This is a genomic window from Companilactobacillus nantensis DSM 16982 (genome assembly GCF_001435815.1).
Classification (GTDB): domain Bacteria; phylum Bacillota; class Bacilli; order Lactobacillales; family Lactobacillaceae; genus Companilactobacillus; species Companilactobacillus nantensis.
The window spans coordinates 50,591-66,917 of sequence record NZ_AZFV01000014.1 but is presented as its reverse complement, the minus strand read 5'-3'; the positions used below and the strand labels follow the sequence as shown (position 1 = coordinate 66,917).

The 16,327-nt window shown below is 37.9% G+C and carries 15 protein-coding genes; all 15 read right to left on the bottom strand.

Annotation, left to right across the window (positions count from 1 at the left end):
* Nucleotides 1-57 precede the first annotated feature (57 nt).
* Complete coding sequence (locus FD31_RS07500; protein WP_057892151.1) at nt 58-489, bottom strand: Rrf2 family transcriptional regulator; 432 nt, start codon at nt 487-489, stop codon at nt 58-60.
* A 411-nt stretch (nt 490-900) separates the two neighbouring features.
* Complete coding sequence (locus tag FD31_RS07495) at nt 901-1,746, bottom strand: NAD(P)H-binding protein (protein ID WP_057892150.1); 846 nt, start codon at nt 1,744-1,746, stop codon at nt 901-903.
* A 487-nt stretch (nt 1,747-2,233) separates the two neighbouring features.
* Entirely contained in the window at nt 2,234-3,520 is a 1,287-nt protein-coding gene (locus FD31_RS07490; RefSeq protein WP_057892149.1) for an adenylosuccinate synthase, read from the bottom strand.
* 22 nt (nt 3,521-3,542) lie between these two features.
* Nucleotides 3,543-4,928: a replicative DNA helicase gene (dnaB, locus tag FD31_RS07485; protein ID WP_057892148.1), complete on the bottom strand. Its 1,386-nt coding sequence runs from the start codon at nt 4,926-4,928 to the stop codon at nt 3,543-3,545.
* A gap of 7 nt (nt 4,929-4,935) precedes the next feature.
* A complete protein-coding gene (gene rplI / locus FD31_RS07480; RefSeq protein WP_057892147.1) occupies nt 4,936-5,391 on the bottom strand; it encodes a 50S ribosomal protein L9 in 456 nt (151 codons plus the stop codon).
* An 18-nt stretch (nt 5,392-5,409) separates the two neighbouring features.
* A complete protein-coding gene (locus FD31_RS07475; RefSeq protein ID WP_057892146.1) occupies nt 5,410-7,413 on the bottom strand; it encodes a DHH family phosphoesterase in 2,004 nt (667 codons plus the stop codon).
* Between the two features lie 95 nt (nt 7,414-7,508).
* A complete protein-coding gene (locus FD31_RS07470; RefSeq protein WP_057892145.1) occupies nt 7,509-8,051 on the bottom strand; it encodes a DUF3278 domain-containing protein in 543 nt (180 codons plus the stop codon).
* A complete protein-coding gene (locus FD31_RS07465) occupies nt 8,041-8,241 on the bottom strand; it encodes a helix-turn-helix transcriptional regulator (RefSeq protein ID WP_057892144.1) in 201 nt (66 codons plus the stop codon). Before FD31_RS07465 ends, FD31_RS07470 begins: the two co-directional genes overlap by 11 nt.
* A gap of 172 nt (nt 8,242-8,413) precedes the next feature.
* A complete protein-coding gene (gene rpsR, locus FD31_RS07460; protein ID WP_025085410.1) occupies nt 8,414-8,650 on the bottom strand; it encodes a 30S ribosomal protein S18 in 237 nt (78 codons plus the stop codon).
* A gap of 21 nt (nt 8,651-8,671) precedes the next feature.
* On the bottom strand, nt 8,672-9,292 hold the full coding sequence (gene ssb / locus FD31_RS07455; RefSeq protein WP_057892143.1) for a single-stranded DNA-binding protein: 621 nt from the start codon (nt 9,290-9,292) through the stop codon (nt 8,672-8,674).
* Nucleotides 9,293-9,328: 36 nt separating this feature from the next.
* Nucleotides 9,329-9,625, bottom strand: coding sequence for a 30S ribosomal protein S6 (gene rpsF, locus FD31_RS07450; protein ID WP_057892142.1), 297 nt, complete (start codon nt 9,623-9,625; stop codon nt 9,329-9,331).
* Between the two features lie 758 nt (nt 9,626-10,383).
* Nucleotides 10,384-12,939, bottom strand: coding sequence for a DNA gyrase subunit A (gene gyrA / locus FD31_RS07445; protein ID WP_057892141.1), 2,556 nt, complete (start codon nt 12,937-12,939; stop codon nt 10,384-10,386).
* 16 nt (nt 12,940-12,955) lie between these two features.
* Nucleotides 12,956-14,905: a DNA topoisomerase (ATP-hydrolyzing) subunit B gene (gyrB, locus tag FD31_RS07440; RefSeq protein WP_057892140.1), complete on the bottom strand. Its 1,950-nt coding sequence runs from the start codon at nt 14,903-14,905 to the stop codon at nt 12,956-12,958.
* Nucleotides 14,905-16,026, bottom strand: a complete 1,122-nt coding sequence (recF, locus tag FD31_RS07435) for a DNA replication/repair protein RecF (RefSeq protein ID WP_057892139.1) — start codon at nt 16,024-16,026, stop codon at nt 14,905-14,907. The genes gyrB and recF overlap by 1 nt, the downstream gene beginning before the upstream one ends.
* On the bottom strand, nt 16,027-16,236 hold the full coding sequence (gene yaaA, locus FD31_RS07430; RefSeq protein ID WP_057892138.1) for a S4 domain-containing protein YaaA: 210 nt from the start codon (nt 16,234-16,236) through the stop codon (nt 16,027-16,029).
* Nucleotides 16,237-16,327 lie beyond the last annotated feature (91 nt).

Here is a 16,327-nt window from a genome sequence, read left to right as displayed (position 1 = left end):
TCATTTTCACTAAAAAAGACAATTCCCCATCTAATTTTCAGAAAAGGAATTGTCTTTTTATTGTTTCTTTTGATTGTTTACTAAAATACTATCGATAATTTGTTGTAAGGTAACTTGTGCCATACTGTCTTCAGCATTCTTTTGAATCTGATCATAAATATCTGTCAGTGTTTCTTGAATGTTTCCACCGACAATACAAGCAGGATTCGTCTTTTCATCGATATGAAGCAGATTTTGGTTATCTTCCATCACTCGGTATACGTCTAAAAGTGTAATTTCATCTGCCGGTCGACCTAGTTTCGGTGCTACTACGCCTGGGCGACTGATCAACAAACCAGCTTTACTCAAGCGTGACATCATCCGACGGACTAAACTAGGATTGGATTCAATACTACTAGCAATAGCAGCACTAGAGAGATCGCCATCTTTACAAATATCAATGTACGCTAAGATGTGAACTCCATCGCTTAATTTATTGGAAAATTTCATAGTATACGCCCCCTAACGCACTCTGCTAGTTAAATATGCCGCCTCCAGGAACAAGAAATTTAGGTCGCTATGGGGACCGATTCGAGCCAAAGAGCGGTCTCGAATCTCGATTTTGAACCTCGCAAAAAGCGCGAGTTTCAAAACTCGTCCCGTGGTGTAAGGACTAAAGTCCTAACGCCACCTGCACAGCGACCTAAATTCTTGTTTCTTCCGGCTTGTGTATTCGTTTTTTTTATTTTGAATTGTTAAAGTAACAAGATTTATAGGCAACCTTTAATCTTTAAATACATAGCAAATTATGGAAAAAAATACATCATATACATAATTTAAATTGGCAGCTATAAATCAACCAGCACATGCGTTACTCTAAATACCTTTTAATATCATAGCATGTGGCGCGTCGATGACAAACTATTCATTAACAACCTTTTGTAAAGCAGCTTTAATTGGTGTCAACTCACGACCAAGTACTTCTGGTAAATCAGTCGTTGTTTCTTCCAAAGCACCGGATGAAATCAAATCTTGAATAGAAATGATAATTCCGACTGTACCTTCGTCCATACCGGCAGCTTCAAGTTGTTTTTTATATTCATCATCTGTCATGGCAACTGCTTTAGCGTCTCCCAAGGCAGTAATCAAATCTGGATATGTCCGACCTTGGCCGGCAAATTCATAGACTGATTTAGTTTGTTCAGCAGCTAAAACTTTCGCAGCAGCTTCAGAATATTCACTTTCCAAAGCCCAACCTACTTGGCTATCACCAGTTGTATAAACTAATGGTTGTCCTTTAACGGCAGCCTTCAAACCAGCACCTTCATTTTCCAAATACCAATTGTTACGCAAGAATGAATAAGCCATTCCTGATTCTTGAATCAATTTTTCTGTAGCTGTATGGTCAGCAGCTAATGGCACAGTTGCCTTGTCAGCGTGTGGGAAACTTGTATAAGCAATATATTTTACACCAGCATTCTTAGCAGCAGTAATGATATTTTCGTGTTGTGTCAAACGAGCTACTGGACCGCCTGGTTGTGATGAAACCAAAAGTAACCGGTCGACTCCTTGAAGGGATGCCTCTAATTGTTTTTCATCAGTATAATCGCCAGGTCGTACTTCAACACCTGCAGGGACGATGGATTCGGCTTTTTGAGTATTTCTTGCTAAAGCGATGATGTCTGTGGGTGCTACCAATTTAGCTAATTCTTGAACTGCGTTGCTACCAAAGTGTCCGGTAACGCCTGTTAATGCATATTTTGTCATAAAAATAATCCTTCTCTCTTTTAGATGTTACTTTATTATTAACTTGTTATAATTATAATAACATCTTATTTTTTATTGGCAAGGATTTAGTTTTGGAGAAAATAAAAAATCGATCTGGAGAATGTCTAAAACTTCTCCGGATCGATTTTTTTCGTTGTTTGTTGAATTTAGTTGAGTTTTTTTAGTTAGTTTTTTGGTACTGTTGTGCCCTTTTTGGTTATATAGGCAGTGGCTCTGAAACGAGCTACACAGGCCAATTTCTTCCGCTTTTCATAGGACTGTAAATCACCCGCAAAAGGCGAGCAATTCACAGTCCTACGAAAATGCTCGGAAATTCCCGGGCCTGTTCTGCTCTCTTATATTGAAACGAGCTACACAAGGGCAACTCCCTCCGTTTTTCATATCTTTGTAAATCGCCCGCAAAAATCAGCGTGCAATTCACAAAGATACGAAAATGCTCAGGAGCTAACCGCCCTTGTTCCGCTCTCTAGTTTTTCCAAACGTCATTTACTTCAATTGTTTGTTCTCTATCAGGACCAACTGAAACTGTAGCGTATTCAACGCCTAATTGGTCTTTGATGAAGTCCAAATAATCTAATGCTGCTTGTGGTAAGTCTTTCAAGCTCTTAGCTTGTGTCATATCAACGTCCCAACCTGGGAATGTCTTATATACTGGCTTACATTTAGCTAACACATTTAAGTTTGCTGGATATTCGTCGATGATCTTGCCGTTCAAATCGTAGCCTGTGCAGACTTTGATTTCTTTTAGGCCTGTTAGAACGTCTAAACAGTTAAGTGACAAGTGTGTTACTCCGGCAACGTTACATGAGTGTTTTAGAACTACAAGGTCCAACCAACCCACACGACGTGGACGATGTGTAACTGTTCCGTATTCATGTCCGGCTTCTCTTAAGAAATCACCTGTGTCATTTAGTTGTTCTGTTGGGAATGGACCAGCACCAACACGTGATGTATAAGCTTTAACAACGCCAATCACATTGTCGATCAATGGAGCACCAACTCCGGCACCAGTAGTTACACCACCAGCAGGATTTGATGAAGTTACATAAGGGTAAGTACCATGGTCAATATCAAGCATGATTCCTTGTGCACCTTCGAATAATACGTTTTTACCGTTCTTTAGTTCACGGTTCAAGTAGGCAGATGTGTCGATAACACGGTCTTTTAAGTCTTGACCAATTTGATAATAATTTTCAAAAATATCATCAAAGTTCATTGGTTCAGCACCGTAGATCTTTGTAAATAGTTCATTTTTAGCTTTAAGGTTTTCAGTTAATAGTTCCTTGAACAATTCTTTATCAAGAATATCAGCCATTCTAATACCCACACGTGATGCTTTGTCAGTATAAGCAGGTCCAATACCTCTATTAGTTGTTCCGACCTTAGAATCGCCCTTAGCAGCCTCTTGAAGCTTATCTAGTTCGATATGGTAAGGCAAGATTAACTGTGCGCGGTTAGAAATTTTCAAATTAGTTGTATCTACACCTTGATCGTGAAGACGGCCAAGTTCTTCTTGAAGTGACTCAAGGTTTAAAACGACACCATTTCCAATAACACTAGTCTTATCTGAATACAAAATACCTGATGGAACGGATCTTAATTTGTAAACATTGTTATCGATATTGAGAGTGTGTCCAGCATTATCTCCACCTTGGTAACGTGCAATAATGTTAGCTTCACCACTGAAATAATCGGTAATCTTACCTTTACCTTCATCGCCCCATTGGGTACCTACTACAACAACTGTTGTCATATTTCTTCTACACCTACACTATTTAATTTTCTGGAATATTCGCGATCGATGAAAACTTATTATAAGATTTCACGAACAATAACTTAGCGGTTCCACGAGGACCCGAACGGTTCTTACTGATAATTACTTCAACTTCACCTACATCAGGATCTTCTGGTTCCTCTTGTGGTTCACTATTATTGTTGTCATCACCATCTTCATCACGATAATAATCATCACGATAAAGAAAGGCTACGATATCCGCATCCTGTTCAATTGAACCAGATTCACGGATATCTGACAACATTGGTCTTTTGTCTTGACGAGCTTCAACACCACGGGAAAGCTGTGACAATGCGATTATTGGTACATGTAATTCTTTTGCTAATTTTTTCAAATTACGAGAAATAACCGAAACTTCTTGTTGTCTATTTTCTTGACCAGTACCTTCGATCAGTTGCAAATAATCAATGATAACTAAGTCCAAATTGCCACTTTCTTTTAACAGACGACGACATTTTGAACGAATTTCAGCCATCTTAATACCAGGGGTATCGTCAATATAAACATTGGTCCGTGACAAACTACCCATGGCAACGACCAAACTGTTCCATTGATTTTCATCTAATTTACCTGTTCTCAAAGAATTGGCATCAATACTACCTTCAGAACAAAGCATACGGTTAACTAATGATTCCGCACCCATTTCCAAAGAGAAAATGGCTACAGTTGCATTCGACTTAGTAGCCGCATTTTGAGCTAAGTTCAAGGCAAAGGCTGTTTTACCAACACCAGGACGAGCAGCAAGAATAATTAATTCATCTTTATGTAAACCAGTTGTCATTGCATCAAGATCTTTGTAACCAGTTGAAAGCCCAGTCACGTCACTGTCTTGATCATAGAGCTTATCGATCTCTTCGAATGATGATTTAACAACATCAGAGATCCGTCTAAAACCTTTGTGATTCCTATTTTCAGAAACATCCATAATTTCTTTTTCGGAAAGATCGATAATACTGTCAACGTCTTCGTCTTCTTCAAAACTTCGTTGAACGATTCCTGTTGCAGCATTAATCAGACGACGTAAAGTCGACTTATTTTTAACGATTTTGGCATAGTAAGTTGTATTAGCTGCGGTTGGAACTGCACTGGCTAATTCAGCTAAATAACTTACGCCACCAATATCTTCAATTTGATTTAACCGATCGAGTTCATTTTGAACCGTCACAACATCGACTGGTTCTTCCTCATCGTTCAAATTCATCATCGCTTGGAAAACTAATTGATTAGCATGTTGATAAAAATCTTCTGCTTCAACGTATTCCATTGCTTCAATTAACGCATCTTGAGTAAGAAAAACCGCTCCTAATACGGCTTGCTCAGCATCCTTATCATTGGGCGGTATTCTTGAAGTTATATCATTATTCATTTATATCCTACTTCTTTTCAGCAACGTGCACGCGAATAGTAGCTTCGACACCTTCGAACAATTTAACAGGAACGTTAATATATCCGAGTGACTTAACACCATCAGCTAATGTCATCTTGTGTTTGTCTGCTTTAATTCCATATTGATTTTTTAGTTCTTCAGAAATTTTCTTAGTTGTAACTGAGCCAAATAGTCGACCATCAGTTCCAGCTTTGGCAGAGATTTCAACAACTGTCTTGTCGTCTTCAATCTTACCCTTTAAAACTTTTGCTTCAGCTTTTTCAGCTTCATAATCTTTAGCTTCACGGTTTTGTTCAGCCTTTAATTTAGCTACATTAGCAGTTGTTGCTTCAATAGCTTTTTTGTTTTTAATAAGGAAGTTTTGAGCGTAACCATCAGCCACGTTCTTTAATTCACCTTTCTTACCTTTACCTCTAACGTCTTCTAGGAAAATAACTTTCATATTATATGAATCCTCCTCTTAATTCTTATTATTAGATTCAGTCAATACATCAACTAATTGATTTTTGGCATCCTCGACCGTTGAATCAGAAATTTGAGTTGCGGCATCAGACAAGTGTCCACCACCGCCAAGTTTCTCCATAATGACTTGAACGTTAACATTACCCAAACTACGTGCTGAAATACCCACACGACCATCCGGACGTTTGCTAATGACAAATGATGCTTCAACATTATCTAATGATAACAATGTATCGGCTGCTTGGGCAACAATAACTGGATCGTAAGATTTATCTTCTTCACCGAAACAGACTGCCATGTTGCCATTGACCATCGTAATTGTTTCAATCAAATGACTCTTTTGAATAAAGGAATCAATATTCTCTTTCAAAACATTTTGAATGACCGTTTCGTCAGCACCCACTGAACGTAAATAACTGGCTGCATCAAAGGTTCTCGTTCCGGTTCTGAGTGAGAATGACTTCGTATCAACCGTAATACCAGCAAGTAAAGCTGTAGCTTCAATTTTCTCGACAGCCTTTTTGTTCTTAGGTTGATATTCAAGCATTTCAGTAATCAATTCACTAGTTGATGATGCGTAAGGCTCAATATAGATCAACATTGGATTCTCTGGGAATTCCTCACCACGTCTATGGTGATCAATGACAACAACTTTATTATTATCGCCATTGAAGAGATCAGGATTGATGGAAATACTTTGCTTGGAATGATCGACCATTACGATCAAAGTTCTTGGTGTCTTGATTGCTTCTGACTCTTCTGGTGAAATGATATCCTTTTTAATTTCGGGATCTTCATCAATCATACCGAGTAAACGACTGACGTCTGAATGCAAAGTATTCGGATTAATGACGATTTTACATGGTGTGTTGTTCATCATTGAAATCCGTCTGATACCTAGGGATGATCCTAAAACATCCATGTCGGGATGTGAGTGACCCATAACAATAACTTGGTCACTATCCTTCAACAATTCTTGAAGTGCTTCACTAATCATCCGAGCCCGGACACGAGTTCTCTTTTCCATCGGATCAGTGTTTCCACCGTAGAAACGAGCTTTTTCGCCAATTTCTTTAACGACGACTTGATCACCACCACGACCCAAAGCTAAATTAAGATTCTTTTGTGCTTCATCGTTCAATTTATGCAAATCATCAACACCATATGAAAAGCCCATACTCAAAGTTAATGGCACATTTTGTTGTGAAGTGTATTCACGAATAACATCTAGAATCTTAAAACCATTTTTTTCCATATCGAAAATTCGGCCTGTGTAAGCCATGATAAAGAAGTGATCATCATCAATTCGTTTCAAGAACATTTGTTGTTCTGAAGCCCAATTTGATAGCTCATTGGTAATATAATTGTCCAAATTCGAGATATCACGGTCACTCATCGATTGGGTAATTTCCGCGTAATTATCCAAGTAAACCTGACCAATAACGGAACGATTTTCCTCGTAACGTTTCTCAATTTTGGAATAATGCGTAATATTCATTAAATAAATAACTTTTAATTCTGATTGAACTTGAACTAAATAATACTTGTCATCTATCTGAATCGTTTTATCATCTGCATGTGTTTCATCATCGATCATGCTTGCCAATTCAGATGATACATCGCCGATGGTCATGCTATTAGATGGATTGAATCCCGTTTCTTCGACAAAGTAAGGATTAACCCACTGAATCTGTTTATCAGAATCATATAGCAGTATTCCTAATGGATACTCTACAAAACTGTTGTCTGTTCCCCGATCAATTCGATACTGCAAATTGTTAGTATACTTACCTGCTTTTTCACCCAATAATAGGAACAAATAAACAAATAAGATTAACGAAATAATTATTAATATAGCTTGAATGTATCCGGCCACAGAGCCATGAATCAAGCCAACTATTAAAATCGAAAATAACATAACAATCAAAGAGACCGCTGTGAGTTGAGTTGAATGATCAACTCGCGAAAGGAAGAATTTCAGATTAGCTTTTATCTTTTTCATAATAGTCCCCTCTTAGATATACCCTTTAATTTTATCACAGGCGACTTCTTCTTTCTTCATATATAGCATCGAAAATAATTATTGACGTAAGCGTTTTACTTAAAACTATCATCTTCGATAATTCGAACATGGGACTTTTCCCAAAAGTACATTGCTCCATTGAAAAAGATCGTGAATAGTAATGATTCGCCCAATTCAGCACTACTAAACAATTCGCTAATTAAACTTTGACTAGAAAATTCAAAAATTGAACTTAAAAACCAGAAAGAAGCGAAAGTAAGCGGTATCATTTTTAACCATCTACTACGCAGTGTTTTTACATATTTAGTTTTACTTTGTTTTGTAACTTCTTGATCAGTTATTCCAGTACGATGTAATGGACGAATTGCAAACAATACAACAATCCACAGAACAGCAAAAAATTGAATTATTGTCGTTATGTAAAAGAAGTTCTCAAAATCATGTATAAATTCCGTCGCATAAACAAAACTTCCTAGAAAAAATAACGTTTCAAAACCCAATAGTATAATAACTGTTTTAATAGCATAGTGACCTATTTCATTTTTTACTCTCTCATCGATTACTCCTGGCACTCCAAAGAACCATTTGAGTACTTTATTATCCCATTTAGCTTTCATTTTTATCCCTCCAAAAAAGTGTATTTAAATCAGTTTGTAAAGTCCAAGCCAGTTTCAAACATAAATCTAATGATGGATTATACTTATCGTTCTCAATCAAATTGATTGTCTGTCTGGCCACACCAACTTCTTGAGCCAGAGCTAACTGTGATAATTTTAAAGTTCGGCGATATTCACGAACATGATTCATGACTTTCTCCTTTCACAAAAATGTCATATATACATTACAATTGGATTTTAAAACGAATTTTACATAATGTCAAATATATATGACAAAAAGGACTCTGGAATAAATTCAGAGTCCTTTCACTATAAATTTCCAACAAAAAAAGACTACCGGCAAAGTAGTCTTTAATTAAGAATTAGTCTTCAGCAACGAATGGAAGTAGAGCCATGATTCTTGCTCTCTTGATAGCTACAGTAAGCTTACGTTGGTTCTTAGCACTTGTACCTGTAACACGTCTTGGTAAAATCTTACCACGTTCTGAGATAAATCTCTTTAGTAAATCTGTATCTTTGTAATCGATGTATTCGATATGGTTAGCAGCGATGAAGTCAACTTTACGTCTTCTACGTCCGCCTCTTCTTTGTTGGGCCATTATTAATTGCTCCCTTCTATATTAAAATGGTAAATCATCATCAGAAATGTCAATTGGTTTACTGTTGTCAGCAAAAGGATCGCCATTACTGCTGTTATTATTGTTAGATTGATTATTGTTATTATTATTGGTGTTACTACTACTATTGTTGTAATTGCTACCGCTAGCGGCATTGTTGCCACCGAAGTTGCTATTACCACTGTTGTTATTGTTATTGCTAAATGGAGACTGATTTGATTGGTTGGAATTATTATAGCTAGGAGCTTGATTATTGTTGTTATTTGAATAATTACCGTTACCAGAATCACGTCTTTCACTTTCAGCACGAGATTCAAGCAAGGAGAAGTTTTCTACAATAACATCTGTTCTGTAGACTCTTTGACCTTGTTGATTATCATATGAACTTGTTTGAATACGTCCATCAATACCGACAAGTGAACCCTTCTTAGTGAAGTTGACAAAATTCTCGGCAGCTTTTCTCCAAATAGTACAACCGATAAAATCGGCATCACGCTCTCCTTGAGAATTGGTAAATTGTCTGTTTACAGCAACTGTAAAACTGGCAACTGCCGCTCCGCTAGAAGTATATCTCAATTCAGGATCACGTGTCAGGCGTCCAACTAAAACTACTCGATTAATCATTTATCTGCCTCCTTAATTGTTTCACGTGAAACAAGACTAGTCTTCGCGTCTAACGATCATGTGACGAAGAATGTTATCTTCAATCTTTGAAAGACGGTCGAATTCGTTAATTGCTTCATCGTTATCAGAATCAGCATTTACGATATGGTAAATACCTTCTTTATAATTAGCGATTTCATATGCTAAACGTTTCTTTTCCCAGTCTTTTGAGTCGATTACTTTGGCGCCGTTGTCAGTAAGGATCTTATCGAAACGATCGATCAATACCTTCTTTGCGTCTTCTTCCATATCAGGTTTAATGATATATGTGATTTCGTAATGTGCTTCAGCCATGACTGTACACCTCCTTATGGTCTAATGGTTCCTTCTCAAAGAAAGAACAAGGAGCATAAATTAACTACATTTTATACTCACGAATGATAATTCTATCATAAGTTGAGTCAAAATACTAGGACAAATTCTGGGTTTAAAACTTGGTTTGTAACTGTTCACTGCCGCTTCCGGTGGCAAGTGATGGAGTCCTGCTGTGGGACCGCTTGGAGCCAAGGTCTCCAAGCTCGATTTTGAGCTTTGCAAAAACCGCAAATCTCAAAATACGTCCGTGGAGTAAGAGCTAAAGCTCTAACACCACTGTCACTGCTGGACTCCATCACTTGCCCCCTCCAGCTAGAATATTTATATGATTTGAATTGGCCTCTAAATTTGAATTTTACTCAGGATTAACATTATTTAGTTAAGTTCGAATTAACTACTAATATCATCCCTTCATAAATTTAAATCTATGACTAATTTTATCCCAAAGATCAACCAAATCTACAACCAACAAACTAGTCGAAGGGTGTGAGAAGAATGATGTATGCAGTGAAGGTGGCGTTAGTACTGCGAAGCAGTGCTTACACCACGGACGTGTTTTGAAATTCGGGTGAACTTTCCGAAGTTCAAAACCGAGCCTGGAGACCTTGGCTCCAGGCGGTCCCACAGCATACATCATTCTTCTCACACCCGGAGACGGCAAACAAAAAAATCGTTTCTGCCTGACACGTAACCTCTCATAGAGGTACATATCTAAAGTACGCAGAAACGATTAATTTTTATTCATTGTCAGTTGTATTTTCGTCTGTTGAATCATTTGAATCGTCTGTATTGCTTGAGTCAGCTGAATCAGTTGTTGTATCTGGTGCGTCAGTTGGAGCTGATTCACCATCTTCATCTGTATCAGCATCGTCGTCCGCAATTTTAGCCATTGTTGAAACGATTGAATCATCATCGACCTTGATCAATCTGACACCAAGTGTTGCACGACCTGTTTGTGAGACGCTTTGAACGCCGAAACGAATCATGACACCTTTATCAGTGATCAACATGATATCTTCATCGCCATCAACAACTGTTAAACCAGCAATTGGTCCATTTTTCTCAGTAACGTTAGCAGTCTTGATACCTTTACCACCACGACCCTTAATTGGGTACTCAGTAGCTGCAGTTCTCTTACCGTAACCATTCTCTGAGATAGTTAGGATTTCTTGGTCGGCTTCAGCAATTGATGAGCCAACAACGTAATCTTCTTCACGAAGCTTAATACCACGGACACCGGCAGCTGTTCTTCCCATTGGACGAACATCATCTTCCTTAAATGTCACGGCATAACCCTTGTGAGTACCGATGATAATAACTTTACTACCATCAGTTAAGAAGGCGTTATTCAATTCATCTTCGTCACGCAAAGTAATCGCACGTAAACCAGAGTGTCTGATATTAGCAAAGTCACTAACTGGTGTACGTTTAACAGTTCCGTACTTAGTTACAAAGAACAAGTATGAATTGTCTGGATCGACATCTTTGTCGACGTTGATAACTGTTTCGATCTTCTCGCCTTTTTCGATATTCAAGAGGTTAATAATTGGAATTCCCTTAGCTGTACGGCCATATTCAGGAACTTCATACCCCTTGATACGATAAACTTTACCCGCATTGGTAAAGAACAAGAGACGGTCATGAGTTGATGTATAAATCATATGTTCGATGAAATCATCATCATGAATACCCATTCCTTGAACACCACGGCCACCACGATTTTGAACACGGAATTCATCCGCAGACAAACGTTTGATATAACCATTGTGTGTTAGAACAACCAAGATATTTTCTTCTTCAATCAGATCTTCATCTTCGATGTTAGCAACTTCACTAGCACGGATTTCAGTTCTTCTTGGATCACCGAATTTTTCTTGGATTTCAAGCAATTCATCATAAATAATTTTATCGACACGTTCTGGTTTAGCCAAAATATCTTCATAGTCAGCAATCTTAACTAACAATTCTTGATATTCAGCTTCAACTTTTTCACGTTCCAAACCTGTCAAACGAACCAAACGCATATCAAGGATAGCTTGTGATTGTTTGTCAGATAGCTTGTAACGATCCATTAAAGTTTGCTTAGCAATCGCTGAAGTTTCTGAACCACGGATAATCTTGATGATTTCATCAATGTGATCCAAAGCGATTCTTAATCCTTCAAGGATGTGAGCCCGAGCTTGAGCACGTCTTAATTCAAATTCAGTTCTACGTCTGATAACAACTTCTTGATGCTTCAAGTATTCAACTAAGATGCCTTTAAGTGAGAAGACTTTAGGAGTCTTACCCACGATGGCAACCATGTTGATACCATATGAAATTTGAAGTTGTGTCAATTTGTAAAGGTTATTCAAAACAACGGAAGCACTCATATCACGACGAATATCAATAACGATCCGCATACCTTCACGGTCGGATTCATCGTTTAAATCTGTGATACCTTCAAGCTTCTTTTCACGAGCTAATTCAGCGATACGCTCAACTAACTTAGCTTTGTTGACCATGTATGGAAGCTCAGTCACGATGATTTGTTCAGCGCCACTCTTCTTCGTTACAACATCAACTTTAGCACGGAGGATGATTGTTCCCTTACCGTTTTCGTAAGCTTTTCTAATACCTGAGCGACCCATGATGATACCACCAGTTGGGAAATCAGGTCCAGGAATAACTTTCATCAAATCAGCAACAGTCGCATCTTTGTTTTTCATCAAAATATGCAATGCATCAATAACTTCTTTTAAGTTATGTGAAGGGATATTAGTTGTCATACCAACGGCGATACCAGTTGCACCATTAACTAACAAGTTAGGGAAACGAGCTGGTAAAACCATTGGTTCTTTTTCTTCACCATCGTAGTTAGGAACAAGGTCAACAGTATCTTTGTTGATATCACGCAACATTTCAACTGCCATTTTGCTCATTCTTGCTTCGGTATAACGCATAGCAGCAGGTGGATCACCATCAATTGATCCGAAGTTACCGTGTCCATCAACTAATGGGTAACGATAACTGAAATCCTGCGCCATTCTAACCATTGATTCATAAATAGCTGAATCACCGTGGGGGTGATATTTACCCATGATATCACCAACGAAACGGGCACTCTTCTTGTATGGTTTGTCAGGTGTAACACCTAACTCATTCATACCGTAAAGGATACGACGATGAACGGGTTTGAGGCCATCACGAACATCTGGTAACGCACGTGACACGATAACACTGGCAGCGTAGTCAACAAAGGAATTCTTCATGACTTCTGTCAAGTTAACATTTTCTATTCTATGCTCTGCCATTAAATTGCCATCCTCCCTAATAATCTACTTCTGCATAACGCGCATTTGCTTCAATGAATTCACGTCTAGGTTCAACTTTATCACCCATTAACATTGAGAAAATTTCGTTAGCTTCGATAGCGTCATCGAGGTTAACCCGGTCCAATCTTCTCTTGTCTGGATCCATAGTTGTTTCCCATAATTGATCCGCATCCATTTCACCAAGACCCTTGTAACGTTGAATCTTTGGCTCTGGTTTTGGTGGCAATTGTTCAACAAAATCATCTTTTTCTTTATCTGTATCAAAGTAGCGCATCATCTTACCTTGACGAACTTGATACAAAGGTGGCTTAGCGATATATACGTAGCCTGCATCAACAACCGGACGCATATATCTGTAAAGTAGTGTCAACAACAAGGTTCTGATGTGGGCACCATCGACATCGGCATCGGTCATGATAATAACTTTGTGGTATCTAGCTTTAGCAATATCAAAATCTTCGCCAAACCCAGTTCCCATAGCTGTAAACAAAGTTCTAATTTCTTCATTAGCCAAGATCTTGTCCATTGATGCTTTTTCAACATTCAAAATCTTACCTCTAATAGGCAAAATAGCTTGTGTCAAACGTGAACGGCCAGTTTTTGCAGAACCGCCGGCAGAATCACCCTCGACAATGAATAATTCAGAAATTGCTGGATCTTTACTTGAGTTATCAGCCAATTTACCTGGCAAGTTACTGATTTCCAAACCATTTTGCTTTCTAGTTACTTCACGCGCACGTTTAGCAGCTAGACGAGCCTTCGTAGCAAGAGAACCCTTTTCAATGATCTTCTTAGCTACATTAGGGTTTTCCATCAAGAACTTCATAAAGTGTTCACTGAACAAACGATCTGTGATTGTTCGAGCATCACTGTTACCAAGTTTTGTCTTTGTTTGACCTTCAAATTGTGGGTCCGGGTGCTTGATTGAAACGACTGCTGTCATTCCTTCACGAACATCTTCACCAGACAATTTTTCAGTATCTTTTAGTAATTTATTTTTGTGAGCATAATCATTAATAACACGTGTCAAAGCAGTCTTGAAACCAACTTCGTGCGTACCACCTTCATAGGTGTGAATGTTATTAGCGAATGTCATCAAGTTAGTGTGATATTCATCGGTATATTGCAAAGCAACTTCGACTGTAATACCGTCTTGAACACCTTCAAGATAAATCGGATCATCAAACAGAACCTCTTTATCTTTATCCATGAATTCAACGTAACTCTTAATTCCACCTTCATAGTGGAAAACTAATTTTTCAGCTGTATCAGCTCGCTTATCAGTAAAAGTTAATTTCAAACCTTTATTTAAGAAAGCCAATTCACGAATTCTAGTTGTTAAAACTTTATCATCGTAAACAGTTGTTTCGGTAAAAATATCTGGATCCGGCACGAAATGAACACGTGTACCATGTTTAAATTCACCGGCATCCCCGATGATATGCATTGGATCTTTAACTTTTCCACGTTCGAAGTCGATACCGTAACGTTTGCCGGCACGAACAACTTCAACTTGGAGCTGACTACTCAACGCATTAACAACGGAAGCACCAACACCGTGCAAACCACCAGATACTTTATAACCGCCACCGCCGAATTTACCACCGGCGTGCAAAATTGTATAAACCGTTTCAAGAGCTGGCTTACCTGTCTTCTTTTGAATATCAACAGGAATACCACGTCCATCATCGGTAACAGTAATGGAGTTATCTGGCTCAACAGTAACTTCGATTTTTGTAGCAAAACCAGCTAAAGCTTCATCAATACCATTATCAATAATTTCCCAAACAAGATGGTGTAATCCTTGTTTACTAGTAGAACCGATATACATACCGGGACGTTTACGAACAGCCTCTAGTCCTTCAAGAACTTGAATTTGACTTGCGTCATATTCTTCGACTTTTTCTTCTTTCTTTTCCAGCTCAGCTTTTCTGTCTTCAGCCATTAAATCTCCTCCTGTTGAACTTTGCCATTATTAATATTTAAGATATTAGGATTTTTGACCAATTCCGGATCGACATCATCAATCGAGGTTGTGGTAATGAACGTTTGAATCCCTGGTTTGATAGATGACAACAAATGCGTCTGCCGCTTGTGATCAAGTTCTGATAAAACATCATCCAATAGTAAAATTGGATAATCGCCCACCTGATCCTTGATCAATTCAACTTCCGCTAATTTCAAGCTCAAAGCAACTGAACGTTGTTGACCTTGTGATCCGAAATCTTGAACATTCTTTTCGTTGACCATGAATTTAATATCATCGCGATGCGGGCCAAACAGCGTCACACCACGTTGAATTTCTTTTTGGTAGTTTTTCTTGAAATTTTCTTTGAAAATGTCATAGATATTTTCAAGAGATTTTCCGTCAGTTTTGAAAAAGGTATTGTAAACAATTTTGAGTTTTTCATTGTCCTCAGTTATGTTTGCATGGATCTTTTCAATATGATTCTGTAACTTTTGTAAAAACTGTAAACGCGAAAAAACAACTTCCGCACAATACGCTGCGAATTGATCTGATAAAACATCTAAATAAATCATATCTTTCGCTTGATGATGCTGAAGTTTTTTTAAGTATGCATTGCGTTGTTTTAAAACGGAACGGAATTGACTCATTGTCTTCAAATACTGCGCCGACATTTGGCCAAATTCCATATCAATGAACTTGCGACGAATCCCAGGATTACCTTTCACGATTGAAAGATCCTCTGGAGAAAAAAGAACAACATTTAAATTACCAATGTAACTGGATAATTTACGTTGTTCTAAATTATTCAATTTGGCTTTTTTTCCAGATTTACTAATGACCAAGTCCAATTTCAGTCGACTGGCATTATCTTTGATCACAGTACCGGAGATTCTTGCAAAATCACTGCCCCACCTGATTAAATCCTTGTCATTTGATGTTCGATGGCTTCTTGTTAAAGCTAAAAAATACATAGCCTCTAATAAATTGGTCTTGCCTTGAGCATTTTCTCCCAAAAATACATTGATTGCGGGTGAAAAATTGACTTGTAAGGATTCGTAGTTACGGTAATTTTGAAGTTTAAGTTCTTTTACAAACATTTATTCAATTTCAAATGTTTGGTCACCGACGACAACGACATCACCAACATGCAACTTTTTACCACGACGATCTTCAGGACTGCCATTAAGAAGCACTGAATTTTCACGTAAAAACCATTTAGCCTGACCACCAGTCTCGATGACACCCATCTCTTTTAGTAGTTGACCTAAAGTAATAAATTCAGTTTCAAGCTTAAATTTTTCAGACATAGTTAACACCCTATTTATTAGATTTATCCATTAATGACATACTAATATTATAGTTGTTTTCACAATAAAAGACAACTTAGAACTAAATATC